Source organism: Marinococcus halophilus, assembly GCF_900166605.1.
Lineage (GTDB): Bacteria > Bacillota > Bacilli > Bacillales > Marinococcaceae > Marinococcus > Marinococcus halophilus.
Genome location: NZ_FVZD01000006.1, coordinates 200,395 through 227,111 on the forward strand (window position 1 = coordinate 200,395; position 26,717 = coordinate 227,111).

Annotated in this window: 27 protein-coding genes; 17 read left to right on the plus strand and 10 right to left on the minus strand. The window is 46.9% G+C overall.

What is annotated here, in order from left to right:
* The first annotated feature begins 14 nt into the window (after positions 1–14).
* On the plus strand, positions 15–515 hold the full coding sequence (locus B5066_RS07135; RefSeq protein ID WP_079475257.1) for a metallophosphoesterase family protein: 501 nt from the start codon (positions 15–17) through the stop codon (positions 513–515).
* Here the strand turns inward: B5066_RS07135 and B5066_RS07140 are convergent.
* Entirely contained in the window at positions 512–1,849 is a 1,338-nt protein-coding gene (locus tag B5066_RS07140) for a dihydrolipoyl dehydrogenase family protein (protein ID WP_079475258.1), read from the minus strand. The genes B5066_RS07135 and B5066_RS07140 overlap by 4 nt on opposite strands.
* 101 nt (positions 1,850–1,950) lie before the next feature.
* Here B5066_RS07140 and B5066_RS07145 point away from each other — a divergent pair, with 101 nt between their 5' ends.
* The 5 genes from B5066_RS07145 to B5066_RS07165 all read left to right on the plus strand — a co-directional run bounded on the left by B5066_RS07145 (position 1,951) and on the right by B5066_RS07165 (position 6,508).
* A complete protein-coding gene (locus B5066_RS07145; protein ID WP_179124052.1) occupies positions 1,951–3,129 on the plus strand; it encodes an MFS transporter in 1,179 nt (392 codons plus the stop codon).
* 256 nt (positions 3,130–3,385) lie between these two features.
* Positions 3,386–4,228, plus strand: a complete 843-nt coding sequence (locus B5066_RS07150; RefSeq protein WP_179124053.1) for an arylamine N-acetyltransferase — start codon at positions 3,386–3,388, stop codon at positions 4,226–4,228.
* 119 nt (positions 4,229–4,347) lie between these two features.
* The gene (locus tag B5066_RS07155; RefSeq protein ID WP_079476974.1) at positions 4,348–4,884 is read left to right on the plus strand and encodes a GNAT family N-acetyltransferase; all 537 of its coding nucleotides are present in this window, start codon (positions 4,348–4,350) and stop codon (positions 4,882–4,884) included.
* Between the two features lie 137 nt (positions 4,885–5,021).
* Positions 5,022–5,678, plus strand: coding sequence for a futalosine hydrolase (locus B5066_RS07160; protein ID WP_079475261.1), 657 nt, complete (start codon positions 5,022–5,024; stop codon positions 5,676–5,678).
* Complete coding sequence (locus B5066_RS07165) at positions 5,675–6,508, plus strand: 1,4-dihydroxy-6-naphtoate synthase (protein WP_079475262.1); 834 nt, start codon at positions 5,675–5,677, stop codon at positions 6,506–6,508. The genes B5066_RS07160 and B5066_RS07165 overlap by 4 nt, the downstream gene beginning before the upstream one ends.
* Positions 6,509–6,543: 35 nt before the next feature.
* Here the strand turns inward: B5066_RS07165 and B5066_RS07170 are convergent, their stop codons facing one another.
* Positions 6,544–7,488 carry a DMT family transporter gene (locus tag B5066_RS07170; protein WP_079475263.1) on the minus strand — a complete coding sequence of 315 codons (945 nt, stop codon included), beginning with the start codon at positions 7,486–7,488 and terminating at the stop codon, positions 6,544–6,546.
* 129 nt (positions 7,489–7,617) lie between these two features.
* On the opposite strand from B5066_RS07170, the gene B5066_RS07175 reads away from it, so the two are divergent.
* Both B5066_RS07175 and B5066_RS07180 read left to right on the plus strand, forming a co-directional pair.
* Positions 7,618–8,628, plus strand: coding sequence for a S66 family peptidase (locus tag B5066_RS07175; RefSeq protein WP_079475264.1), 1,011 nt, complete (start codon positions 7,618–7,620; stop codon positions 8,626–8,628).
* Between the two features lie 14 nt (positions 8,629–8,642).
* Positions 8,643–9,179 (plus strand): GNAT family N-acetyltransferase, encoded by a 537-nt coding sequence (locus tag B5066_RS07180; protein ID WP_079475265.1) that lies wholly within the window; start codon positions 8,643–8,645, stop codon positions 9,177–9,179.
* 30 nt (positions 9,180–9,209) lie between these two features.
* On the opposite strand, the gene B5066_RS07185 is transcribed toward B5066_RS07180, so the two are convergent.
* Positions 9,210–9,572, minus strand: a complete 363-nt coding sequence (locus B5066_RS07185; RefSeq protein WP_079475266.1) for a VOC family protein — start codon at positions 9,570–9,572, stop codon at positions 9,210–9,212.
* Between the two features lie 142 nt (positions 9,573–9,714).
* On the opposite strand from B5066_RS07185, the gene B5066_RS07190 reads away from it, so the two are divergent.
* Positions 9,715–10,332 (plus strand): flavin reductase family protein, encoded by a 618-nt coding sequence (locus tag B5066_RS07190; protein WP_079475267.1) that lies wholly within the window; start codon positions 9,715–9,717, stop codon positions 10,330–10,332.
* A 46-nt stretch (positions 10,333–10,378) separates the two neighbouring features.
* On the opposite strand, the gene B5066_RS07195 is transcribed toward B5066_RS07190, so the two are convergent.
* Positions 10,379–11,410, minus strand: a complete 1,032-nt coding sequence (locus B5066_RS07195; RefSeq protein ID WP_079475268.1) for an LLM class flavin-dependent oxidoreductase — start codon at positions 11,408–11,410, stop codon at positions 10,379–10,381.
* A gap of 157 nt (positions 11,411–11,567) precedes the next feature.
* Positions 11,568–11,801 (minus strand): hypothetical protein, encoded by a 234-nt coding sequence (locus B5066_RS07200; protein ID WP_079475269.1) that lies wholly within the window; start codon positions 11,799–11,801, stop codon positions 11,568–11,570.
* An 81-nt stretch (positions 11,802–11,882) separates the two neighbouring features.
* Between B5066_RS07200 and B5066_RS07205 the strand changes: the two genes are divergently transcribed.
* Positions 11,883–12,902, plus strand: coding sequence for a hypothetical protein (locus B5066_RS07205; protein ID WP_179124054.1), 1,020 nt, complete (start codon positions 11,883–11,885; stop codon positions 12,900–12,902).
* A gap of 165 nt (positions 12,903–13,067) precedes the next feature.
* Positions 13,068–15,557: a rhamnogalacturonan lyase gene (locus B5066_RS07210; protein ID WP_079475271.1), complete on the plus strand. Its 2,490-nt coding sequence runs from the start codon at positions 13,068–13,070 to the stop codon at positions 15,555–15,557.
* A 99-nt stretch (positions 15,558–15,656) separates the two neighbouring features.
* Here the strand turns inward: B5066_RS07210 and B5066_RS07215 are convergent, their stop codons facing one another.
* The 4 genes from B5066_RS07215 to B5066_RS07230 are packed head-to-tail and all read right to left on the minus strand — an operon-like array spanning position 15,657 to position 20,140.
* Complete coding sequence (locus B5066_RS07215; protein WP_079475272.1) at positions 15,657–17,024, minus strand: GntP family permease; 1,368 nt, start codon at positions 17,022–17,024, stop codon at positions 15,657–15,659.
* Between the two features lie 29 nt (positions 17,025–17,053).
* Positions 17,054–18,067, minus strand: coding sequence for a 4-hydroxythreonine-4-phosphate dehydrogenase PdxA (gene pdxA / locus B5066_RS07220; protein WP_079475273.1), 1,014 nt, complete (start codon positions 18,065–18,067; stop codon positions 17,054–17,056).
* A 23-nt stretch (positions 18,068–18,090) separates the two neighbouring features.
* Positions 18,091–19,368 (minus strand): four-carbon acid sugar kinase family protein, encoded by a 1,278-nt coding sequence (locus B5066_RS07225; RefSeq protein ID WP_079476975.1) that lies wholly within the window; start codon positions 19,366–19,368, stop codon positions 18,091–18,093.
* A gap of 16 nt (positions 19,369–19,384) precedes the next feature.
* Positions 19,385–20,140 (minus strand): DeoR/GlpR family DNA-binding transcription regulator, encoded by a 756-nt coding sequence (locus tag B5066_RS07230; RefSeq protein ID WP_079475274.1) that lies wholly within the window; start codon positions 20,138–20,140, stop codon positions 19,385–19,387.
* A 259-nt stretch (positions 20,141–20,399) separates the two neighbouring features.
* On the opposite strand from B5066_RS07230, the gene B5066_RS07235 reads away from it, so the two are divergent.
* The 3 genes from B5066_RS07235 (at position 20,400) to B5066_RS07245 (ending at position 23,484) form a co-directional block, all read left to right on the plus strand.
* Entirely contained in the window at positions 20,400–21,473 is a 1,074-nt protein-coding gene (locus B5066_RS07235) for a tartrate dehydrogenase (RefSeq protein WP_079475275.1), read from the plus strand.
* Between the two features lie 309 nt (positions 21,474–21,782).
* Entirely contained in the window at positions 21,783–23,018 is a 1,236-nt protein-coding gene (locus B5066_RS16985; protein ID WP_079475276.1) for a C40 family peptidase, read from the plus strand.
* 187 nt (positions 23,019–23,205) lie between these two features.
* Positions 23,206–23,484, plus strand: a complete 279-nt coding sequence (locus B5066_RS07245) for a peptidoglycan-binding domain-containing protein (protein ID WP_158219103.1) — start codon at positions 23,206–23,208, stop codon at positions 23,482–23,484.
* Between the two features lie 46 nt (positions 23,485–23,530).
* Here the strand turns inward: B5066_RS07245 and B5066_RS07250 are convergent, their stop codons facing one another.
* Positions 23,531–24,466: an aldo/keto reductase gene (locus tag B5066_RS07250; protein WP_143745457.1), complete on the minus strand. Its 936-nt coding sequence runs from the start codon at positions 24,464–24,466 to the stop codon at positions 23,531–23,533.
* A gap of 196 nt (positions 24,467–24,662) precedes the next feature.
* On the opposite strand from B5066_RS07250, the gene B5066_RS07255 reads away from it, so the two are divergent.
* The 3 genes from B5066_RS07255 (at position 24,663) to B5066_RS07265 (ending at position 26,677) form a co-directional block, all read left to right on the plus strand.
* Positions 24,663–25,238, plus strand: a complete 576-nt coding sequence (locus B5066_RS07255; RefSeq protein WP_079475279.1) for a hypothetical protein — start codon at positions 24,663–24,665, stop codon at positions 25,236–25,238.
* A 160-nt stretch (positions 25,239–25,398) separates the two neighbouring features.
* Entirely contained in the window at positions 25,399–26,265 is an 867-nt protein-coding gene (locus B5066_RS07260; RefSeq protein WP_079475280.1) for a class II fructose-bisphosphate aldolase, read from the plus strand.
* 22 nt (positions 26,266–26,287) lie between these two features.
* Positions 26,288–26,677, plus strand: a complete 390-nt coding sequence (locus B5066_RS07265) for a tautomerase family protein (protein WP_079475281.1) — start codon at positions 26,288–26,290, stop codon at positions 26,675–26,677.
* The last annotated feature ends 40 nt before the right edge of the window (positions 26,678–26,717 follow it).

Sequence of the window (26,717 nt, forward strand, 5' to 3'; positions counted from 1 at the left end):
ATGAGGAGGATTGGATGAGGGTACTGGTAATTGCAGACACCCATATGCCGAAAAAGGCCAAAGAGTGGCCCGGGCAGCTGCGCCCGGAATTCAATGCAGCTGACTATATTATCCACGCCGGAGACTGGCAGAGCCCGGAAGTATGGGAAGAATTAAAGCAGTATGCCCCGGTTACCGGCGTGTACGGAAATGTTGACGGTGAGGATATCAAAGCTCTCGTGAGTGATAGGGTGGAAATTGTTTTGGAAGGATGGCGTATAGGGATTGTACACGGTCATGGTGAAAAGGGGACGACGGAAAAAAGGGCCGGGGAAGCCTTCGCCCCGGGCCAAAAAGACATTATCATTTTCGGTCATTCTCACATTCCCTATCTGCGCTATGCCGGAAAAACGTTGATGTTTAACCCGGGGTCGCCGACGGATAAGCGAAAAGCGGCCATGTTTTCCTACGGGCTGCTTGATCTTAGCCCGGGCCACGTTGAAGCCCGGCATATATTTTTCCCTAAAAGAGGTTAAACGAAATACTGAAGATCGGAAGCATTTGTAGGGTAAGCAAACATCGTTTGGGATAAGGAGCTCGCCGGGATTTCATGCTGAATGACAAGTGTCATGTAATTGATGAAGGAGGCTGCGTCGCTGTTCAATGCGTGCGCGCCAACCACGGTGTCTCTTTCTTTATCAATAATCAATTTTACAAAAGCCGTTTTTTCGTTTTTATGCTTGTACGTAAACCAGGAACTGACATCCTCGGTGACGATGGACAAACCATTGGTTGAAGCTTTTTCTCCGGTCATCCCAACTGCAGTCAGGCCAGGCACAGTGAATGCTGCAGAAGCAATTGGGCCATAGTGAACGGGGGTGCTGTTGTTTTCGAGCAGATTAGTGGAAACATACCCTGCCTCAAATCCGGCTAACGGGGTTAACGGGCTCCCGGAAGTATCAGCACAATCGCCTGCAGCGTAAATATTTTCATTGGTCGTATTTTGAAGGTACTCGTTGACGGTTATTCCGTGTTTCTCATCATAGGCAGCTCCGGCATTTTCCAGCTCCAGGGCTTTTACATTTGGGGTCCGGCCGCTGCCGTGAACGATAATATCGCCGTAAAACATTTCGGCAGTTCCTTCCTTTTCAGCATGAACTTTATAGCCCTGGCCTTCGGGAATTATTTCTGCTGCTTCGGTGTGTAAATGTACATGAACACCGATAGATTCAGAGTAGTCGATCAGCTTTTCTACAAGCTCAGTATCAAATCCTTTTAAAGCACGTCCCCCGCGCTGTAGAATATGAACATCGGCGCCTGCCCGTTTAGCAAGATGGGCAAACTCAAAAGAAATGTAACCGCCACCGATGAAAACAATGCTTGACGGGAGATGGTCAAGCTCAAGAAAATCGTCACTGCTGAGCATGTACCCGGCTCCTTCAACTGGAAGCTCCGCCGGACTGGCTCCGGTGGCGAGCACAAATTTTTTACTTTTAATCTGCCGGCCGTCCAGTTCTATCGTTTCATGATCGATGAAACGGGCGCGCCCGTGCAGGGTATCAATACCACTGTCTTTTAGGCTTTGTTCAATTGTTTCGGGTACTTCCTGGACAAAAGTACGTTTGAAATTCATTAAATCCTCCCAGTGAATGGATAAACTGCCTTCGAGGCCGATGCCCTTCAGGCGCTGGGCCTGCTCGAGGACCTCTGACGCGTGGATTAACACTTTCTTCGGATCGCATCCGCGCAGGGCGCAGGTGCCGCCGAAAGGACGTTCGTCTATGATCGCTGTTTTCCACCCGGCCTCATTTAAACTTCCAGCAGTGGTCATGCCCGCCGACCCGCTTCCGATTACGATAACGTCATACATAGTATTTACCTCCTTTGATCTCTTCGTTACTATTCCTTTTGATGGAAGAAATAAAACGGAGCATCACGCCGGAAACTATTACTGGAAAGAAGGAACAACGCATGCAGTATGAAACAAGTGAATTTAGCAAAGAACGACTGACGACGGGGCTTTTATTCTGGGCTGGGCTGATTGTGATGTCGAGTTTGTATATGACTATTCCGCTGATACCTACATTTTCAGATGCCTTTCAAGTTTCTGCTGGAGAAGCCGCCTGGGCGGGTAGTATTTTTTCAATCTTTTTTGCGGCTGGCTGCCTGGTGTACGGTCCACTGTCAGAAAGAGTGGGAAGGAAACGGACCATTGTGGCGGGCCTGCTCGTACTTGCCGTCGTAACGCTTCTCCTCGGTATGGTGCCGACCTTTTCTGCTCTGCTCATCGGCCGGGCCTTCCAGGGACTCGCGGCTGCTTCCTTTTCGCCGGTGGCGCTTGCATATATTGGAGATATGTTTGCCCCGGCTAAAAGAGGCTCCGTTATTGGTTTTATCAGTGCTGGCTTTTTAATTGCAGGGATTTTCGGCCAGACGTGGAGCAGTGCTGCCGTTCAGGCTGCCAACTGGCACTGGGCCTTTTTGCTGCTTGGCCTCGTCTATGTGCTCACCTTCGTGCTGATGTGGCGACTGCTTCCGGTAGACCCATCCAAAGGAAAAACGGGCGGAAAGCCATCTTTCCTCTCCCAGCTGCAGAGAGCAGTCAAAAATAAAAGCCTGATGCTCTGCTTTTTAGTCACGCTCTCTGTGCTTATGGTTTTTGTCGGAATGTATTCTTCGCTCGGCCAGTACCTGCAGGGAACGTTTGAGTTAAGTCAGGGCGATATTCTATATGTTCGCGCAGCTGGATTGATCGGCATTAGTGTTGCTTTTTTTACCGGCAGATGGAGCAGGCGGGTGGGCAGTCCGTTTATTCTCCGTGCCGGCCTTGGCGTGGGAGCGCTGTCGCTTCTCTTGATGGTCGTGTCTGGCAGCTTGTGGCTGCTGGTTACGTGGAGCGTGCTGTTTACGGTCGGTGCTGGGTTAATTGTGCCTGCTATTATTGCGCTAATCAATCAGGTTGGTGCTGAAGTGAGAGGCGTGGCGACTTCGCTGTATACATTTATTTTATTTATCGGTGCTAGTATCGGCCCGGTGCTTAGCACCGCGGTCAGTCAAACCGTATCTGTTGAATGGGCCTTTGGGGTGCTGGCCTTAATTTATGCCATCAGCTTTGTCACCGCTTTGGGGATCCGAGTGCCTGACCAGTAAAGAAGCCGGCGAACGGCTTCTTTTTACGCTAATGTAATTTAACCTTACATATTCTTTCTTTAAAACAGGGTTCAACGGAAAAAAGCGTAGGGATAATATAGCTAAGAGAAGAAAATAAGAGAAAACCTAACAAAGTTTTTCTTTTTGAGTCGCTGAATTACTCGAAATTTTCAGAAAACAATGATATGATAAACATCTAAATAGGCGGATAAGAGAAATTATATTTAGATAATCCAGATAAATGGGAGTGGTGAACATGGTTAAAAACAGCACGAAGCGGTATTTGAATGCCCTGCGTTTGACGGTGGAGGAGCCTTCTTTTTCTTATCTGGCAAAAATCATGAACGCTCATATATTTACTCTGCCGTTTGAAAATGTGAGCAAATTAATATACTATCAGGAAAATGCCTGGGAAAATTATACCCCGGACACACAGAGCTTCGTCGATAACTTTGAAAAATACAAGTTTGGCGGAACGTGCTTTACCGTTAATCAAAAGGTGGCGGCTATACTTCAGGATTTAGGCTTTGATGCTTATAACATTAATATGGGGCCAGAGCATATCGCGACTGTTGTCCGGCTGCAGAGCGAGCATATTCTCGTGGACTGTGCCGTTTCAGCACCGATTTTTTCGCCGGTGCGCCTGGAAAGATCCGACCGGAATATTTATATATATCATGACGAAAAAATTGTGATCAGCCCGATGGATAAGGAAAACAACCTGTATGAATTTAAACGGTATATCAAAGGAACGCTGACAAAAGACCAGTGGGTATTCGACGCCGGGCTGCCAAGAAGCCAAAGCTATCTTGATGAAATGGTTGCCCGTTCCCACCAGCAAGGCGCTATGTTTATGTCACTGTTGAGGCTGCAGATATGGCAGCCGACGCGAAATATTACGCTGAAAAATAATCGGGTGCGCATTTATCACCCCGATGGAACTACAGAAAAAAGAGAGCTGCAGTCGATTGAAGAGATCGAGGAAGTGGTGCAGCATGAATTCGGGCTCGAAAAACTGCCTGTAAGAAAAGCAATTGAGTGTCTCGAGGCAAGGGGGATAGACGTATTCGCCTCCTTAAACAAAGAAGAAGCTTTTTAAATGAAACCGGCGCTATGTGCGCTGGTTTTTGTCTGGACATGGTTGCGGGCTGTTATCTGTATCGCATATGATAGACAGATAACATTACCACGGGGCAGGTGTTTGAATTGAATAATGCAATGGCTGAGGTGGAGTTGGTTCCCTTTGAACAGGCACATTATGAGAAGTTAATCGAATGGGTGCCAACGGCTGATTTTTTAAAACAGTGGAGCGGAGAAGCTTTTACATACCCACTGACTGCAGAACAGCTCGATGAGTACCGAAAACAGCAGGAGGGGGATAAGCCTGAACGGCTCATTTATACTGCGCTGCACCAGGCGACGGGCGAGCCGGTCGGCCATATATCACTTGGAGTTATTAATTATCATGATCGTTCCGGCCGGATAGGCAAGGTGCTCGTCGGAGATGAGAAGATGCGCGGTACGGGGCTCGGACAGTGGATGGTCAGGGAGGTATGCCGCACCGCTTTTGATGAATTACAGCTGCACCGGGTGGCGCTGGGAGTTTTTGACTTTAATGTTTCCGCTTTGCGCTGCTATGAGCGGGCGGGCTTTCAACGGGAGGGGTTGAAAAGAGACCTCCGTCTCGTAGGTAACACGTATTGGTCCCTGGTGGAGATGAGTATGCTCGAAGATGAATGGGAGAAGCTGCGCTGATCGCTGGGTACAGCTGTTACACTCATTTCTGGAAATTTTACAGGGGAAGGTTCATAATAAAAAGACAGGGGCCGGCTGTGCTCTTGTCTTTTTTATGAAGAGCAGTAACGGCTTGACTACGGCTTGGAGGGAAAAGTATGGGAAAAGAACCATCTGTACTGATAATGGTTTCTGTAGAGGCGGAAAAAGAGGCTCTGATGGCAGCAGCAGAAGCCCGGGATTCCTGGAACATACAGGTAGGCGGCGTGGGGGCAGCGCCGATGAGTGCCCGGACAGCGCTTTTGCTTGCGGAACGCGACTATGATTTAGTTATAAGCGCCGGCATTGCAGGTGCATTTCCGGATAAAGCCTGGCTGGGTGATATTGTGGCGGCCAGCGAAATTATTGCAGCAGACATGGGTGCAGAAACGGAAGAAGGCTTTGCGCCGCTTGAAAAGCTGGGCCTGGGACCGACACACTTTACGACAGAAAAAACGTATACGCCCGAGTTACTCCAGAAGCTTGTGGAACAGGGAGTTTCGGCTGTGGAAGCCCCCGTGCTTTCGGTGTCTACTGTCACTGGCACCCAGGCGACGGTCAACCAACGGGCTTTTTTGTATGAAGACGCAGCGGCAGAAGCAATGGAGGGCTATGGTGTGGCTGCAGCCGCCAGCTATTTCAATGTTCCGGTAATGGAACTGCGCGCTATCTCAAATGAAGTCGGGCCGAGGGACAGGGACGCCTGGGACATCCCGGGAGCCCTGCGGTCCCTGCGGTCGGCTGTACTTATATTGCAGGAGGTTATATCATCATGAAAATAGCTTTTTCTCCGTGTCCCAACGACACATTCGTCTTTCATGCCTGGACGCATGGATTGTTAAAAGATACTCCCGCTCCGGGGGTTACATTTGCAGATATTGATATTACCAACCACTGGGCAGCGAACAAAGAAGGGCCGGAAGTGATGAAAATTTCTTACGCGGCTCTTCCGTGGGTGCTTGAAGATTATGCTCTTCTTCCAAGCGGCGGAGCTCTTGGATACGGCTGCGGGCCTCTAGTGTTAACTAAAGGGGAAAAAACGCCGGAACATTTGATTGGTAAAACGATAGCGGTGCCGAGTGAACGGTCCACGGCTTATCTGCTTTTTCGTTTATGGGCATCCAAAGTGATCCCTGAAGGAGTCGGAGAAATTAAAGTGATGCCCTTCGAGGATATTATGCCGGCGGTCAGAGACGGCGAAATAGACGCGGGCCTTGTCATTCATGAAGCTAGATTTACGTATCATAATTACGGCCTGTCGCTCGTAGAAGACATGGGCAGTTGGTGGGAAAAAGACACGGGCTTTCCGATTCCGCTTGGAGCCATTATTGCCCGCCGTCATTTAGAGACGCAGGCACTTGCAGATAATGCCCGTCGCTCCGTGGAATATGCATGGGAGCATCCGGAGGCATCAAGTGATTTTGTCATGGAAAATGCCCAGGAAATGTCACCGGAGGTGGCCCAGTCCCATATCGAGCTGTATGTCAATGAATTCACGCGCAATCTTGGTGAAGACGGGTACGCCGCTGTAGAGACGCTGCTCGGGCGGGCGATGGAAGAAGAATTAATCCCTTCCTTTGATCTTAAAAAAATCAGGCTGTATTAAATAAGGAAGCTTCACCTGGAAACAGGCGAAGCTTCTTAAATATCTGCGGTTTTTATTTTTCTTGCGGCTAAAGCAGCACGGAGGCTGTGAAGAATCATGCCTGCGAGCACGAGCGCCATACCAGAGAAGGTCAACACTGAAGGTGCTGCGGTATGAAGCAGAAGCATTTCGCCGATAAGGGCAAAAAGCACTTCACCTGACTGTGTGGCTTCGACGCCGGCTAATTTGGCAGTATCGTTTTTAACCAGCTCGGTGGCGTAAAAAAACAGCACTGTAGCGATAATGCCGGAAGAAACAGCTACGATAAAAGACTGCGAAATCTGGGATCTGCCGGGAAGTCCGTGTACGGAAGCCCCATACAATGCTAAAATAACCCAAAAGGGCATGCTCGCAATCGTCATGCCAAGCACCCGCTGGAAAGTAGTGAGCCCGTTTCCAGCTATGTGCATCATTTTCCGGTTGCCAAGCGGATAGGCAAAGGCAGCCAGAAGCAGTGGCAGCACGCAGAGCCACACGTTTAAAAGCGGAACGGCCGAAGCATGTTCAGCCTGCATAATAAACACTCCTGCCAAAATCACTAAAGAGATCAGGACGCTCTGCAGTGGAATACGCTGCTTAAGTCCCGGGGTTTTATGTAAGAAAGGCACAAGCAGCGATCCGGCAATGATAGTAATCTGGAAAGTGGCAGCAACAAGCCAGCCGGGACCGTAAACGGTGGAAAAGGCAAGCGGTGCATAGAACAGCCCGAAGCCGACAGTACTCCAAAGAAGCCATTCTGCCGGACGGCTGCGAAGGTGATGGAAAACAGGACGCAGCCGGTTTTGGGCTGCCACGATCACTATGAGCATGGGGAGCATAAAAAAATAACGAAGCGACGCACTCCAGGCCCAGTGGCCGCCGGAAAGTTCCATTGAGCGGTTTAAAACAAATGTTACGGAAAAGAAGAGGGCAGCTGTAAGACCCAGTAAAATAGCTTTCATTTAAGTGGACCCCCTTCGATACAATATCTGATTATTGTATCACAGCTAAAAATTTTTCCCAATATTCTGTTGAATAAGACGACGGTCCGCAGTGGTTCTGAAAAATTCAGTAAGGAAAGCAGGTGGAGCATGAAGTACCCTGAAGCTCTGAAAAAAGGAGATACAATTTACGTAACAGCGCCATCGAGCGGAGTGCCTGCATCTTTACATGGGGTGCTTCAACAGGCCGTTGAAAGAATTAAAACGAGAGGGTTTCACGTCCGGGTGGGGGAAACAGCATGGATGCAGCACAAAGCAGCAAGCGCCGATCGTTTTCAAAGGGCCGAGGAGCTGATGATGGCCCTTGCAGACCCGGAGATTCGGGTAGTGATGCCGCCGTGGGGCGGGGAACGAATCGTAGACATTCTGCCGCTGCTCGAATGGGAGTGGCTGCGTGAGCTGCCGCCTACCTGGATCATTGGTTATTCTGATACGAGTACGCTTGCCTTTGCCTATACGATGATGACCGGAACAGCTTCCGCCCATGGCACAAACCTGTTTGACCTGGCCGCACCTATTTGGGATGATACCACAAAGAAATGGGAACAGGCTTTAAAAGCTCCCCTGGAAGAAGCCATTTATCAGCATTCAAGCCCCTATTATCAATCATCCTGGGATAAGGCGTTTGAACAGCCAGGGTCGGGTTTTGCCCTGGATACACGAACGTCCTGGAAACACCTAGAGGGAGCGAATACAGATGAGTTGAGCGGGCGCCTGCTCGGAGGATGTCTGAATACGCTGACACGTCTTGTCGGTACTCCTCTGGACCGGGTGCAGCAGTGGCGCTCAGAGAAGCTCATTTGGTACCTGGAATCCACAGGCATGGATGCAGCTGAAATCCATCGCTCTCTGTGGCAGCTGCAGCAGGCGGGCTGGCTGGACAATGCGGCAGGCTTAATTATCGGACGCCCTGAAGGATATAGCGATACAGAAGACTTTACCATGGAAGACAGCCTGCGGGAATTATTCGGCGGACGTCTCCCAGTGTGGTACGACGCTGATATTGGTCACATGCCTCCGCAGTGGACATTTATTAACGGGGCGTTTGCGAATCTTCGTTTTGACCGCGGCGAGGCCGAGATGACCATGAGGAAAGCATAGAAGGAGGGAGCACCGTGCAGTTAGAGAGCAGCCGGCTGCTTTTGAGGCCATTTTTAGAAAATGATATAGATGAGTTAGCGGCGCTTGCAAATGACTACCGTATTGCGAAAACCACCATCGAGCTCCCGTACCCTTATACAAAAGAAGATGCAAGGTGGTGGATTGGCCATCATCCAGGCTGGATTGAAGAGGGTTCCCGCTTTCCGTTTGCTGTCACTAAAAAAGGTGAAGGCGAATTAATGGGAAACATTACGGTGCGCATGCAGCCTGAACACCAGCGCGGTGAGCTTGGGTACTGGCTTGGCACGGACTACTGGGGCAGCGGTTATATGAGTGAAGCAGCAGAGCTGGTAAGGGACTTCAGTTTCCGTTCATTGGAAGCACACCGGCTGATTGCCCCCGTAATGAGTAAAAATCAGGCTTCGGCCCAGGTAGTAAAGCGAATTGGAATGCGTTACGAAGGCATCTTGCGCCAGGACGTATGGAAATGGAGCCGGTATGAGGATGTAGATATGTACGGCATGCTTGCAGCCGAATGGGGCCAGGCATAAAACAAGCGCTGCCGGATATGGCAGCGCCTTTCAGCTTTTTAACAGAAACACGTTATCATCTTCATCGCGAAAACTGGCATAGGTAATGCCGTTCATTTCTGTCGGTTCTTCGTCAAAAACAATGTTCTGGGCTTTCATCCACTGGTAGGAGGCATGCACATTGTCGCAGTCAAAAACAATTGATGGCTTAAGCTCCTGCCAGTTCAGGACATAGGATTTAGGGTAAATAGCGATCGCTGTTTCCGCTCCGGGGGGCGCAACTTCCAGCCGGTAGGCATTCGGCCCAAGCGGGTCCTCGCTGCGGATCTCAAATCCTATTTTTTCTGTCCAAAATTCTTTTGCCCGCTGCTGATCTTCTACATATACAGCTGTAGAGGCAATTTTTCCTATCATTTTTATACTCTCCTTTAGGCGCATTATTTCATTATACCAACTGCGCATAAAAATCCAAAAGAAATATTTTGCAATTGTTCTTTTGAAAGGGAGCAAGGCTGGGAATAAGTATAAAATATTCGAAAAAAGGAGACTGCGTACTATGCATGAACTGCATCCAGGCGACTTGCCGGTAAAAGAAGTGTACAAGCTGCTGACGGGATCGGTCATTCCCCGTCCGATAGCTTTTGTTACCACAATGGCAGAGAACGAAACACTAAACGCAGCACCGTTCAGCTTTTTTAATGCAGTGAGTCCCGATCCTCCAGTATTAATGATATCGATCACGAGAAAGGACGGGAAACTAAAGGACAGCGCGAAAAATATTTTAGACCGGGAAGAATTAGTAGTTCATATAAGCGATGAAGGTATTGTAGAGGATTTAAACATTACGGCTGCAACGCTTCCGCCGGAGGAAAATGAACTCGAGCATACTGTGTTACATACGGTGCCAAGCAGAATGGTGAAAGTACCGGGGATTGAAGAGGCCAATATCCGCTTTGAATGCCGCCTGCACAAGCATGTGCCGCTTCAAAATGCCGGCGGAAATATTACCCAGGATGTTATATTTGCAGAAATTGTATGTATTCATGTTTCAGAAGGTGTATATGACAGGGAACATAATTATATTTTGCCTGATAAGCTGAAGCCGGTAGCCCGCCTGGCTGGAAATGATTATTCAAAGCTGGGGGAGTTATTTACGCTCGAACGGCCAAAATAGAAAAAAGCCGCAACTGTTGCTTTAAGGAAACAGTTGCGGCTTTTTATTAGAGGGAAGCTGCAGTGGCGGTTGATTGCTTTTGTACTTCTTTAATAAGTTCATAGGAACGAAGGCGTTTAGTCTGGTCGTACACACTGCCGCTAATCATAATTTCGTGAACCGGAACGTTCGACGAAAATTCTTCAAGCTGCTGGCGTACTGATTCTGGCCCACCCTGGATCGTGCCGGCCTCCCAGCGTGCCATCATCGCTTTTTCCTGCGACGTCCAAAGCGCGTCCATATCTTCAACCGGCGGCTGTATTTTGCCCGGGCGGTTGCGGATCAAGCTGAGAAACTGCTGTTTCATCGTAGTGCCGAGGTAATCGGCTTCCTCGTCTGTTTCGCCGGCAATCACATTGATGCCGGTCATGGCGTAAGGCTCATCAAGCACTTCAGACGGCTGGAATGAATCCAGATACAGCTGCAGGGCTGCCTTCATATTCTCAGCCGCAAAGTGGCCGGCGAAGGCGTACGGAAGGCCGAGCTGTCCGGCGAGCTGGGCGCTGAATCCGCTGGAGCCAAGCAGCCAAATAGGAATATCCAGGCCTGCGCCCGGCACGGCCTTTACCTGCGGGGGCACGGCCATGCTGGCTGGGTCCTGGAAATATCTCTGCAGCTCTTCAAGACGGGCTGGGAAGTCTTCTCCGCTGTTTACATGACGGCGAAGAGCTGCCGCTGTCGTTTGGTCAGTGCCTGGTGCCCGGCCGAGTCCTAAATCAATGCGTCCGGGATAGAGGCTTTCGAGTGTGCCAAACTGTTCAGCAATTGCGAGCGGAGCGTGGTTGGGAAGCATAATGCCGCCGGAACCGAGACGGATGCTTGATGTACCTCCGGCCAGATAGCTGATTAATACAGATGTAGCCGAACTTGCGATGCCTTCCATGTTATGGTGTTCTGCCACCCATAAGCGGTTGTAGCCGAGTTTCTCAGCATGCTGGGTCAATTCCAGGCTTTTTTTGAACGAATCCCCAGGTGTTTCTCCTTCATTTACTGGGGACAAATTTAATACCGAAAGCGGCATATCTTTAAATGCTGGCATGAATATCTCTCCTTTATATGACACGTCCTGCTGGTAATTGAATCATAAAAAATTATACGCCTCCTCTATGCTGTTATTCAAAAAAGGTGCTCAATACCGAAAAATTTTCTAGTATAATAAAGGCACCCTGCCAGTAAAAGCAGAGCGCCTGAACTTATCATCTGGTCAGCCGTTTATTGTGGTTTTCAGCTGATTTATAGGCATCAATAATGCCAATCAGCCACATAACCGGCATCGTGACAAATCCGATGACCACCCATAAAAGCAAACCATTAATGAATTGAATAACAATAAAGATAATGCCTTTCATAAACTGTCCGTTGTAAATCTGGCCCAGCCCGGTAATGAAAAAACTGAGTACGGCAGCCAGGCCGGCGCTTTTCATGTCCATAATTAATAGTCTCCTTTATGCTTCGATACTTTTATGTTTCCGTCATTACCTTATTTAAAACCAGGGAAGGTGTGCAAATGCATGAATATTGTATTATCCGGGTTCGGGGCTGTCGGACAGGCAGCAGCCCATGTATTAATGAATAAAGCAAAGGAATGGGAGCGCACGTATGGAATCCGTATAGAAATTACTGCCGTGCTCGACCGCAGCGGGGCAGTAGTGCATAGCAGCGGATTGGATCTAAAACAACTGCTGCAGATGAAAGCGGAAACCGGCGGGGTGGATAACGGGGCGCTTCCCCCGAGAAATGTGGATCAGCTGTGGGTGGACAGCCGGGCTGATATATTTATTGATGCAGCAGAAACAAATACACTAACCGGAGGATCCGGGCTGCCGCTAATACAGTCGGCATTAAAGCACGGGCTGGACGTGGTTTGCGTCAGTAAAGGAGCGCTTGCCTACGGCTGGGATGACCTGCATGAGCTCGCTGAAGCGTGTGGAAGAACAATAAAATACAGCGGAGCGGCAGCTGCTGCTCTTCCTACCGTGGACACAGCTCTGTATAGCTTAGCCGGGGCGGAAGTACACACCATCGAAGGACTGCTGAACGGGACAAGCAACTTGATTGTGACAAGGGTCGCAGCTGAAAATATCACGCTGCAGAAAGCGTGGGAAACAGCAAAAAAAGAAGGCAAAGCTGAGGCAGATCCTTCTGAGGATATTGGAGGAAAAGATACGGCGCTGAAAATGTATTTTCTGGCAAAAGCCTGTCTCACACCAGAAATAAACTGGAAAAGTATTACAATACGCGGTCTGGACCAGCTCTCCGCTGTGGAATGGAAGCAGGCAGAACAAGGGAAAACAAAGTGGAAATTAGTCGGAAAAGCACGCAAAACAGAGCAGGGGACTACAGTGTCTGTCGAGCCGAAGCTGCTGACAGCGGAGCATCCTTTCTTCCACGTGGATGGAGCCGAGAAGGCGGTGCTTTTTTCCACGGATACGATGGGCACAGTTCTCGTTTCCGGCGGAGCGTCATCACCAACAGGAGCAGCCGCTGCCGCCTGGAAAGACGTTATTCATCTTGCACGCGAAAGAGCCTGAGTAAAGGCTCTTTTTTATTCCCAAATGGCTGAAAAACCCTCTATAAGTAATAGGAGGAATATCGTTCCTGAATTGAGAAATAATTTCTTTAAATAATAAGACTCGCCTCCGGAGAAATTATAAGATAAATAATGTAAGCGATTACAAATTTTACGGGGGGATTAGATGAAGTTTCGCGTATTAGGAATTGCAGCGGCCGCTGTCTGCGCTATAGCCTTTACAGATGGAGAAACAGCCTCTGCGAAGGACACGCAGGAAATTCAAAGCACAGACCGGGGGTTGATTGCCCACGAAACGGGAGAAGGAGTCTTTTTAAGCTGGAGACTGTTTAAGGAAGAAGCTACAGCTGCAGCTGAAAACGGCCTGGAGGGCGAAAATTTTATTGTATACCGCGACGGTGAAAAAATCGCGGAAGTGAAAAACAGCACTAATTTTGTTGATGAACAAGGAAGCAGCGATGCTGAATATAGAGTGAAAGCAGAAGCTGCAGATGAAAAAAGCGAAGCGGTCGTCCCTGAAAATGAAAAATACTATGAGCTTCCGCTGCAAAAACCGGAGGGGGGAACAACTCCGGCCGGAGAGGATTATGAATACACAGCCAATGATATGGCCGTAGCTGACATGAATAATGACGGAAAAAATGAATACGTGGTTCAGTGGGATCCTACCAATTCTAAGGACGTGTCACAGAACGGTTATACTGGCAACACATACATTGACGTATACACCATGGAAGGAAAGTTGCTTTACCGTGTGGATTTGGGGAAAAACATCCGCTCGGGGGCTCACTATACGCAGTTTTTGGCATACGATTTTGATGAAAACGGCCAGGCCGAGCTGATGATGAAGACAGCACCTGGAACCAAGGTGCTACAGTACGATGAAGATGGAAACCAGGTCTCGGAGGAATTTATTACGATGCCGGAAAAGGACAAAGAGGCCGGTTATTCCCATGAAGATGATTACCGGTTGAGCAGTGAGGATTATTATGAACACGTGGTGGACATGTTTATGGAGTGGTCGGAGTATGAAGAAGTAAAAAGCGGCCAGTGGCCGAAAACACTTGAAGAAGCCTTCGGTATTGAGCAGCGGTACGATTATCCGCTCGAACGTGAAGAAGCTGAAGAACTGGCAGACTATTTCATGGATGAATATGCTCCGGAGCGAAGCGACCGGAATAATTTACGGGAATTTGAAGGCTTTATTGTAGACGGGCCTGAATACTTAACTGTATTTAATGGAAAAACGGGAGAAGAAATGGATACTGTCGATTATGAACCTGGACGCGAGGATGACGGGCTGCGCTGGGGGGATTATGCAATGGAGCGTATTGAATCGGGAAACCGTGTGGACCGGTTTTTGGCGGCTCCAGCTTATTTAGAAGAGGACAAGCCTTACGCCGTATTTGCCAGAGGCTATTATACGCGGACAGGAATTACCGCATATGAATGGGATGGCAGTTCTTTAACGAAGCATTGGGAGGCAGACAGCGGCTTTACACCGATGGATAATCCATTTAATGTGTCCCCGCACGGCACGGACGGTACCGATGAAGAACTGGGAGCTTTAGCCGGGCAGGGGAATCATTCACTAAGCACTGCCGATGTTGATGGTGACGGCAGCCAGGAAATCATTTACGGGGGAGCAACCGTAGACAATGATGGTTCACTATTATACAGCTCTTCCGCCGAGCTTCCAGAGGGGAGTGCAGATCCGGGAGCAGAAGCGAAGTTTGGACACGGGGATGCGATGCATGTGGCAGATATCGACCCGGAACGTGATGGTCTTGAAATTTTTTCTGTATTTGAAGGGGCTGCTAATGCTCCCTACGGCTACGCTCTGCGTGCAGCGGAAAATGGAGAAGTGCTGTACGGGGAATATACCGGAAAAGATACCGGCCGTGGAATGATTGGAGATATAGTGCCTGGCTCTCGAGGAATGGAAACGTGGGCCGTGGATCTCCGGGCTGCGGATGGCGAAGTGTTGGATGACGATACCCCTGGTACAAATATGAATATTAAATGGGCAGGCGACGGTACCACCCAGATCATTGAAGGATCCGGAGAAGAGGCGCCAAGGATCGTGGATGGAAACGGGGAAACAGTGCTGGAAGCGGAAGGAACAAGAACAAATAATGGTACGAAAGGAAACCCGGGCCTGGTGGCTGACGTCTACGGGGACTGGCGTGAAGAATTGCTTGTACGAACAGAGGACAGCTCTGCCGTGCGTATTTATACCAACACCAGCTTGACGGATACGAAAATGTACAGCCTGATGGAGGATGCGCAGTACCGTACCGGCATCGCCTGGCAGAATACTGCCTATAATCAGCCCGCCTATCCAAGCTTTTATTTTGGCTCGGACATGGACTGGGAGCAGGTCCCTCTAGCCGAAAGCAGTTCTGTTTCATACAAAAGTCTGCAGGCCTCGCTGAAGCAGTATATAGAGAATGATGAAGTGGGACGCCCGGCGGCCAAGCAGCTATCAAATACATTGAAACAGGCTGTCCATCACCAGGAAAAAGGCAGGGAAGATAAAGCGCTGGATTTTCTGGAAAAATTTAAACAGAAGCTCATTAAACAGGAAAGTCATCTGTCCGATGATGCTGCGGAGAATTTGACTGAACAGGCAAAGATTCTTTTAGGGGAAAAGTAAGCAGGAGCTATTTAGCCAGTAAAACGTACAAAACTCATAAGTAGCTTTGCGGCACCGAAGTGATATTCGGAGAGGCGCAAAGAGCTTATGAGTTTATTTTTATCCAAAGAAAGCATTTGCCACTAAAAGCATGAGCAGAGAAGTAAACCAGACAAGTGTAGTAGGAATGGACCAAACAAGTAACTGTTCTTTGACATTTGTGATGCCAAGCATCCGGTTTACTACCCAGAATAAACTGTCGTTAAAATAGGAAAAGATTAATGCTCCAAGAGTAGCTGCTTGTGCTGCTAAAGCCAAATTGATATCCGCTCCTGCAATAATAGGAGCTGAAATAGAGGCAGCAGTAATCATTGAAACTGTACCGCTTCCTTGAATTAAGCGTACGACTGTAGCAATGAAAAAAGGGAGTAATACCAGGGGCAATCCAGTGCCGGCAATAGCCTCGGCAATGTAATCGCCTCCGCCGCCCTGGCGAAGCACTTCCCCAAGGGCGCCGCCGGCACCTGTTACAAGAAGAATGATGCCTGCAGATTTGATACCTTCTTCCATGCGGTCAATTGTTTCGGTTTGCGAAGCTTTACCAAACAGACCGTAGATAGCAATAATTAGACCTATTGCTACTGCAATAACAGGGTTACCTATAAAAATTAAGTAATCAAATATTCCGCCTTCAATTCCGGTAGCGCTTACACTTGTGTTTATAAAAATAAGCAAAATAGGTATGAAAATAGGTGCTGTGGAACGAAAGAGAGACGGAAGGTCTTTCTCTTCCTGTAGCTGATAAAAATCATTTAATGATTCAATTTTTTCCGGACGGTAAAAGCCTAATCCATCTTCGGTTGGAAGCTGATGGATTTTTTTGCCGAGCCAACGCGCGTAAAAGACACCAACAATGATAATCGGTATACCGAAAATGAGTCCCCATAAAATCATTATCCCAATGTCAACGCCGAAAATTCCTGCCACGCCTAAAGGTCCTGGAGTAGGAGGCACAGCATGGTGAGTAGCAGATAATCCGATAGCGAGAGCTACGCCCAGAGTAATAACAGATTTACCAGTATTTCTAGATAGCGCTTTCACTAAAGGAGCTAAAATTACAAAGGCTGAATCAACAAAGATAGGAATGGAAACTATATATCCTGCTACAGCCATAGCCCAATCTTCTTTTTTCTTTCCAAGCATTTTTACTAAAGTATAAGCCATGCGTTCAGCGGCGCCTGAAACCTCCAAAATACGGCCCATCATAACCCCAAGGCCTATAACGATACCAATAGTACTTAAAGTGCTCCCAAAGCCTTCGGTAATCGCTGTAACCACGTCAGGGGCAGGCATGCCCCCGACTAGTCCAGTGATGGAAGCAGCTATAAGGAGAGCAACAAAGGGGTGAATTTTCGTTTTAAGCACTAATAGTATTAATGCAAAAACCCCTAAAATTAAACCGAAAATCATCTGGCCGCCAGCTTCCATAATTCTCTCTCCCTTCTAAATACCTCTTTTTAAACTTCCTGTTCTTCCACAAAATGTGGAGCATATTTGGCAGCTAACTTAATGCACTCTTCCATGCTCACAGAACTGGCAATGCCCTTTCCTGCTATATCAAAAGCAGTGCCATGATCTACAGAAGTTCGAAGGAAAGGAAGCCCATTAGTAATAGAAATCGTCCGTTCAAAGTCGGTCATTTTAGCTGCAATATGGCCCTGATCGTGATAAAGAGATAAAACAGCATCGTATTTCCCCTGGAGAGCTTGATGGAAAACAGAATCAGCTGGTACAGGTCCTACTGCTTCAATTCCCTGTTCATTAGCTAATTTAATTCCTGGGGTAATTTCATCCACTTCTTCGTAACCAAACAATCCATTTTCTCCGCTGTGTGGATTTAATCCTGCGACTGCAAATGTTCTTTTTTCCACGCCTAACTTTTGTAATGCGGCATCACAGCGGATTAAATAGTCTTTAACTCTTTCTTTCGTCATCTGCCCAATAGCATCTTTTAAGGATAAATGCCGGGTTAAGAAGAAGATTCTCATATTACGTACTTCAAACATTGTTAAAGGGTCATCAGTGTTGGTCATCCCAGCCAGCATTTCTGTATGACCAATGTATGGTACTTCAGCAGCTTTTAATGATTCTTTGTTGATAGGTGTAGTGGCAATCACATCTGCCTTTCCCGTGTTTGCAAGTTCCACGGCTTTTTTAATATATTCGAAAGAAGCTTGGCCGCATTGCTTTTGTACTACTCCTTGTTCAAAAGTTGTAAAGTCTACATTGTTTAAATCAATTACATCTATTGTACCGAACGTAAATGTAGCTTCATCAACACTTGACACAGCGTTAATGGTAACCGTGATATTTAATTGTTCAGCAGCTTTCTTTAGAACCTTTGCGTCACCGATAACGATTGATTTACCGGCCTTAAATACTTCTTGTTTTGTAAGAGCGCCAATGGTGATTTCTGGACCTATGCCTGCAGGATCTCCCATAGGAACAGCTATGATCGGTTGTTTATTCATTATCATCATTCTCCTTTTTAAAATTATATTTTTGCACGCAAATAACGAATACATTCAAATATTGATTTTTTATCACCCACAAGCCCTCCCTTTGTAATTAAAGGCAGAGAATCAAAATATCCCCCCTTAATTCTTCCAAAAGCAGCGAGTGGCAATACTTCTTCCTCCAATTCAATGGCTTCTGCTCTTGAAATAGCGCACAGGGAGGCGGTCACATCTCCGCCGCTTGAAAAACAGCCTTTGATTGGGTTATCTGCATTTTCGATAATCTGCCTGGTTATTTTTCCTAAAGCATCAGTAATTCGTTTAGCTAAGGCATCTTCAGACGTTTTTTCCTTCAAAGCTTTTGATTTTAAATCAATCAAAGCATGTCCTGGGTGGTGGGTGGTCACGATTAGCAATGTTTCGTTTGAATGGACGCCTCGTTTTGTAACTCGTTCAATTTCTTCATCCCACGTAGTAGAGTAGCTGGCCAACTTCATGGGATCAGCATAAATTGGCTCTGCCTCTGTTTTTTCCAGAACATAATTTAGCTGCTGCCCTGTCAATTGAGTAGCGCTTCCGATGGTGAGCATAATTCTTTTATTGGGCCGCGTGCTGTGCAAAGCTGCTTTTGCATAAGCTGCAGTCAGCGGTCCGGGGTCCGCTGCCACAAACTGATACTCTTTAATGGCTTCCATGGCTTCGCCAATATTTTCAATTTGTTCATTTGTAGTGGCATCACAGATAATGATTTGCGCGTCTTTACAAAGATCTCTTACTCTACTAGCAATATGTTTTTGATCTTGTAAAACATCGCTGAGTGAAAGAGAAGCTACGGAATACTTGGTCTGCTGTGAAATGATTGGAGGCACGCAAGACTGATCAATAGGATACACCGGATCCTGTGCTACGTCTGTTTGTTCTAATGGCACGTCGTTCACTAATAAATAACCGCCAATAATAATACGGCCTGAATCGGGAAAGGAGGGAGACACTATGATACGTGCAGACTCCCCAAGTTGATCAAGCAGGGCCTCCAGTTCAGCTCCTATATTGCCTCTCATTGTGCTGTCAATACGTTTGCAGAATAAATCAGCACCCCATTGGGTTAAGTCATTGATGGAATTATGCACACGTTTTTGTGCTAGTGCACGAGGAGAATATCTGCTATCTGTATCAACAACTAAAGCATCATTTTCTGCATGGAAAGGGAAAGGAGTGCCCTGGACAACTGTAGCTGTCTGAATTCCTTCTTTGGTCATTCTTACTCCAGTAGCGTTAGCTCCTGTTAAATCATCTGCTATTACTCCAATTTTCATTGTCATGACCTACTTTCTAAACATTAGCACGGATAATGATTTCATGGTATTCAGCTTCAGCCTTTGCATTTAAAGAGCTGTCGGTAACAATTCCTTGAAGATCCTGTAAAGAACAAGCGCTGGCAAACACTTTTTGATTGAATTTACTGGCGTCAGCTATTAACCAGGTTTTTTCAGCCACCTGATTCATCAATCTTTTAATATAAGCTTTTTCAAGTGTAGGAGCAGTTATTCCGTAAACAGGATCCACAGCGTGGGCCCCTAGGAAAAAAAGGTCAACGTGAACAGAACGTAGTAACTCTTGGGTGTGGGAACCAAACATTGCGCCCACGTGTGGCTGCAATTCTCCTCCGCTTACGATGACATTAACCGAGCTGGTCGTTAATTCTGCTGCTATATAAATATCGTTCGTGATAACAGTGATATCATTTCTGTTATTAAGCTGTCTTGCTAATTCCAACGTTGTCGTTCCTGAATCTAAAATGATCGTACTATTTTCAGGCACAAGGCTGGCTGCCTCCAAAGCTATAGATTTTTTGGCGTCAGCATGCCGGTTTTCTTTATTCAGGTAAGGTATTTCATTGGTGAGCCCCTTTGCTGCTACAGCGCCCCCGTGTGTACGTATTAATCGTTCATTTTTCTCAAGAAACATTAAATCTCTGCGGATCGTCATGGGAGAAACTTTTAATTTTTGTACTAAAGAATCAATATCAACTTTCCCTTGGGCTTGAACTGCTATTTCGATTTTGTTTCTTCTTTCATCTATGTTCATTTTTAACACCTCTTATGATTGAAATGAACATAATGTAAATGTAATTTTGCTTTATATGTTCATTTTTGTCAATTGTTTTTTTAAAATGATAATTACGATCATTATTTGTTTAATTTAAACTTTTACAAATACCTAAGCAAGTGAAAAAGTAACATTGAAGAAGAAATACTTTAAATATTTCAGATGAAGAAATAAAAGATGACAAATACAAAAAGAAATGGAAAAATGAAAGTGCATACATTAAAAAGGAGATGACAGAATGAATACATATACTATTGCATCAATTGCAGGAGACGGCATAGGCAAAGAGGTAGTTCCGGCTGCCTGGAGAGTATTGAAAACGCTTGAGAGAGTGCAGGGAGACTTCGAGCTGCGTGTGACAGATTTTCCCTGGAGCTGTGACTATTACCTTGAACATGGTCGAATGATGCCGGAAGATGGCTTGTCGCAGCTTGAAGCATTTGACGCCGTGTTTTTAGGAGCGGTAGGCAATCCCAGTCTTGTACCGGACCATATTTCTTTATGGGGGCTTTTGATTAACATCCGTCGCGGCTTCGAGCAGCAGATTAACGTGAGGCCCTCCCGTCAGTTTGAAGGACTTGCTTCTCCGCTCGCAAATCCGAACCAGTTTAATTTAATGGTGGTCAGGGAGAATAGTGAAGGCGAGTACAGCGAAGTTGGCGGTAGGATGTACAGCGGTGAGGATGAAATTGCGATTCAAAACAATGTATTTTCCAAAAAAGCAGTAAAAGCAGCTATGGATTATGCTTTTCAAATGGCTGAAGCCCGCAAGGGTCACGTCACCTCTGCGACAAAATCCAATGGCATCGTATTTTCTATGCCCTTTTGGGATGAAGTGTTCAACGAAGTAAAAGAGCGCTATCCGGAGATTGGGACAAAGGCAGAACACATTGATGCTTTGGCCGCGGCTTTTGTTACTAAGCCGGAGAAAATGGATGTTGTTGTCGGGAGCAATTTATTTGGGGATATTTTAACAGATATCGGAGCTGCTTTAATGGGAAGCATTGGCATTGCCCCGGCAGCCAACATTAATATTAACGGAAAATATCCGTCAATGTTTGAACCGGTGCACGGGTCCGCGCCGGATATTGAAGGCCAAGGACTGGCTAATCCCCTCGGCCAGTTGTGGACAGCTCAGATGATGCTTGAGCACCTCGGAGAAAACAAGGCAGCGCAGACATTAATGAACGCTATTGAACATGTAATCAAAGACGGAATAGTTACAAAAGACCTTGGAGGCAATGCCTCTACCGAAGAAGTAGTGAAAGCAGTCGAAGAATATTTAACATCTGAAATTGAAAATAGGTATTAGTTGATAGGTAATTGTTATTAGAAGAAATACAGTGGTGAAAAATAAAAACAGTCAAAAGTCTTGATAAATAGCTTTATTGAAACTAAAGGCCCTGTTAATTTACATTTTATTCTTGTTAAAGCCAATATTACAGTTTTGATACAAATGTATTGAGTATATTGTCTATACCCCCTGGCACTTATATACTACTTGTACACAACAGAAGAATCAGACATCGCAGCACATGATCAAATTAGGGGGTGTATTCGCTGAAGCTTTTTGCATCACACATATGGTAAATTATGGTGCCGAAGCTTTAGGCGAAGGTATATGAAAAATTATGCATATCCAGCAACGATCGTTGCTGCAGCCACGGTAGTTTTTGCAGTTCCTGCTACAGCGGATGCTGCGTTAGGAGATCAAACACTGCGTCAAGGTTCGAAGGGCTCGGAAGTCAAAGAACTGCAGGAATGGTTAAAGGGAAACGGCTATCACAATGGAGCAGTTGACGGGATATACGGGCCAGCAACAGCAGGTTCTGTCCAGGCTTTTCAACGCTCGGCGGGAATCACCTCTGACGGCATAGCCGGATCAAACACGTTTTCGAAGATGAATCTAGGTGGGGAAAAAGCTTCGTTCCCTCAGAGCTCTAAAGCCTCTGAAAGCTCTTCAGGCGCGTCTTCAAGTGTATTGAAAATAGGTGCTTCAGGCAGTGATGTCCGTGACCTGCAGGCCAAGCTGAAAAGCAAAGGGTTTCATAGCGGGGCGCTGGACGGGGATTTTGGACCTGTGACGAAATCTTCAGTTACCGCATTTCAACGTGCGGCTGGAATCGGCGTCGACGGTGTGGCCGGCCCGAACACGTTCAAAGCGTTAAACAGCTTCAAAGCATCTGATAAAACAGATAATTCAAGTACTGCCAAACCAGATAGCTCTGCTTCTGAAACTGGATCCAAAACGCTCCGGCAGGGACATACGGGCAACGATGTAAAAAGCGTGCAGCAGACACTTAAAAGCAAGGGATTTCTTTCAGGACCGGCGGACGGCCAGTTCGGCCCGCAGACTGCAGGCGCCGTGAAGGCCCTTCAGCGCGCAGCCGGCTTAAGCGCTGACGGAGTTGTCGGTCCTAATACATGGAAAGCGTTAAGCGACTCTTCGGTGAAAAATGGGAGCGGCACATCTTCGGAAAAGGTCAGCTCAGGCTCTTCGGGAAGCGTATCAGGACTGATAAGCACAGCGAAGCAGTTTATAGGCGTTCCTTATGTTTGGGGAGGGACAACGACGAGAGGCTTCGACTGCAGCGGGTTTACGCAATATGTGTACAAGCAAAATGGCACAAACCTTCCACGCACGGTAGCCCAGCAATATGCTGCGAGTAAAAAAGTATCAAGCCCGCAGGTAGGTGATATGGTATTTTTCACCACCTACAAAGCTGGTGCCTCGCATAACGGCATATACATTGGGAATAATCAGTTCATTCACGCAGGGTCCTCAACAGGTGTGACTATCAGCAGCATGAGCAATTCATACTGGGCTCCTCGCTATATAGGAGCTGGAAGCTTCTAATCTATACTTAGGGGCACGCTGTTCAGCAGAAACGGCGTGCTTTTTTAGTCTGCCAGGAAGGAACCAAAAGATTACACGGATGAACAGGGGGTTACGTGTTGGTTACAACTTTGTAATAGCCATTGTTCTGTCTGTACCCCGTGCTTACAATAACAGGGAAGCATTAGATAGAAAGCGTGGGATTACTATGAAAAGAAGCTTGCCAGCGTTCATGCTCGCTGTTTTGTTATTATTTGTGCCTGCCCAGGCCGATGCCGCTCTGAGCGGCGAAACGATTCGTCCGGGGGACCGGGGTGAAGAGGTGGAAGAGCTTCAGGAAGCTCTGAAACAGGAAGGGTTTCATAGTGGAAAGACTGACGGTGTGTACGGTTCAGTTACCACGTCCTCAGTAAAAGCTTTTCAAAAATATGAGGGATTAGTCCCGGATGGTGTTGCTGGAGAAAACACTGTCGAAAAGCTTTCCTGATATAAAAGGAGCTGAAGCCGCGTTGGCTTCAGCTCCTTTAGTATTGTTAAGAAAAAATGCTACTGATGTGGTCGACTTCTTCTTTAGTCAGGTTTACATTGGCGGTTTTCAAGTTATTCAGCACTTGATCGGAGCTTTTGGCTCCGGGAATCAAAACATCCACTGATGGCTGATGCAAATACCAGGCAAGTACGACGTGAGCGGTTTCTTCACCTTTTTGTTCAGCGATTTTTTTCACTTCGTTTACTTTACGAAGATTTTCTTTGAATGTTTCTCCCTGAAAATTCGGCTTTTGAGCGCGAATATCATTAAACGTTGTATTTTCATCATATTTTCCAGCTAACAGGCCGGATTCAAGCGGAAAGTAAGGGACGAAAGTAATGTTGTTTTCGGCTGTATATGGAAGAATATCGTTTTCAACTTCCCGGTTCAACAGATTATATTCCGACTGTACAACATCCACGTGCCCGTCCTTGTTCGCTTCTTTCAGCTGGTCCAGCGTGAAATTGGAAACGCCGATAGAACGGATTTTTCCAGCCTCTTTCATTTCCTGCAGAGCGCCGACGGCTTCATCTTTCGGCGTCTGTTCATCGGGGAAATGAATATAAAATAAATCAATATAATCCGTTTGGAGACGTCGAAGTGCGTCATCGACGGACTGTTTTAAAAATTCGGGGGAGTTATCCATGACCGTGTCCCCGTTATCGAGAAATTTATGGGCTGCTTTTGTGGCAATTACCACCTGATCGCGGGCGCCTTTTTCTTTTACTACTTCACCGACAAGTTCCTCTGAACGGCGCGGACCGTAAATAAATGCGGTATCGAGAAGCTCCACGCCATTATCGATGGCCGTGGCTGTCAGGGCTTTCCCTTGCTCCTCATCGAGCATATTGGGATAAATATTATGCCCGCCCACGGCGTTAGTTCCAAGACCAAGAGGATTTACAGTGACTTCCGAATTTCCAAGTGTTACTCGGTTCATTGCCATTTAAACGTCACTCCTTTGTAATTTCAGCACATTCATTCATATTTCACCTGTAACCAAAAGCTAAACATCCTTTAGCATATGTGGAAAAGCGTATATTTCCATAGAAATTCATGTTTATCCAAGGAAAGATAAAGGTAAGGAGTAGATAGGCTCTATTTCGAAGTACACTGAGAATAAAGGAGAGAGACATATGCCAGAACAGCAGAACAGTAAATTACCTATTATTATAGCTTCTGTTATCATTGCAGGGATCGGCGCAGTATTTTTAAACCGTTCAGCTCGTGATACAGTGAAGGAAAAGTCTTCAGAAGCAAAAGAAACAGCCAGCCAGTATAAAGAAAATGCCAAAAACAGCGATGCAGTGAATAAAGATGACTTTATGGAGCGTATCCAGAACGCTACAGAGCTGGCAAAAACAATCGGTACCCAGCTTCAGGATGTGTACAATAATTACGGAAAGGATCTGATCGCCCAGGTTCAAAAAGTGAAGAACGAGTCAGAAGAAGTCGTATCCACGGCGAAGGAAGCCGGCGAGGAGTTGAAGGGCGTAGGCGATACGGCAAAGGATGCTGGAGAAGAACTGAAAGAAGCCGGCAGTCAGGTGAAGGAAGCCAAAGATGAAGTTGCTGGCTCTGACGACGATGATACTAAAACCAAAGAGTATCAGAACGCTACCGATGCTTCGAAGTACAGCGACAGCGATCTTCCAACGATCGGGTCCACCGGCAACATGGACGACGATATTAATAAATCCGCAAGAGAATAACACTAAGACTCCGAAGCGACCTTCGGAGTCTTTTTATGCCGGAGAGGATTGAAACGCCGGCTGAATATGTTTATAATAAGTTAAGCGCTTAACTATATTTTTTGTTTAATTTTGAAAGCGATATCAAAATCAAAATAACTACATTGGAGGATGTGAATCAATGAGCTTAGTGCCAATGAAAACGATACTGTCTCAGGCGGAGGAAGGCAATTACGGGGTTGGTTCATTCAGCGTAGCCAACATGGAAATGGTGATAGGAGCTGTGCAGGCAGCAGAAGAGCTGAAGTCCCCGTTGATTTTGCAGGTCGCTGAAGTGCGTCTGAATCACTCCCCGCTTCATCTTCTCGGTCCTTTAATGGTGGCAGCCGCCAGGGCATCAGAGGTGCCGGTTGCAGTGCATCTTGATCATGGGATGAGTACACCAGTTATTGCGCAGGCCCTGGAGATTGGGTTCAGCTCTGTGATGTATGACGGCTCTCATCATGATTTGGAAACAAACATTAGCAATACGGCCGGGGTTGTTCAAATGGCTGAAAAGTACGGAGCCACTGTGGAAGCTGAAATAGGAAGAGTAGGCGGGAGTGAAGACGGATCCGAAGATATTGAAATGCAGCTGACAAGTGTTAAGGATGCAGAGCGGATGGAAAAAGAAACCGGTCTGGATGCCCTGGCGGTAGCTATAGGGAATGCTCACGGCATGTATAAGGGAGAGCCGGATATCAGAGTGGATCGTCTGCGGGAGATTGATGCCCGCACTGAGGCGCCGCTTGTCCTGCACGGGGGCTCAGGCATCAGCGAAAAAGTGTTTCAGCAGTGCATCGAAGCCGGAGTAAGGAAAATTAACGTAGCAACGTCGACATTTAACAAAGTAACAAAGCAGGTAAACGAAGCCTTTGTCGCGACGGGAGCTTACCAGAACTATTTTGACCTGCACCAGGACGAGGTAAAAGGCGCCAAAGCGAATGTGCTAAAGCATATGAACATTTTTGGAAGTGCAGGCAAAGCTTCTGCAGTCCAGATTAAATAAATCCCGTGAAAGGAGAGATACTATGCCATTAATTAGAATCGATGTTATCGAAGGGCGGACGGAAGAGGAATTACAGCTGCTCGCGGACGCTGTGCATGACGCAGTCGTAGAGAGTTTTGAAGTGCCGGAAAATGATCGCTACCAGACGATTAACCAGCATAAGCCGTACGAAATGTATATTGAAGATACCGGGCTCGGCTTTGACCGTACAAATAATATTGTGGTAATTCAGGTAATCAGCAAAACACGTACAGCAGAGCAGAAAAAGCGACTGTATAAAAATGTTGCCGGGCATTTGCAGAGCCGGTGCCACATCAACTCCGAAGACGTGATGATATCGATCACAGACAACACAGAGGCAGACTGGAGCTTTGGAATGGGGGAAGCCCAGTTTTTAAATGGAAAACTGTAAAGGCTGGAGGCTGCTTGCGGACGGCTCCAGCCTTCTTTTG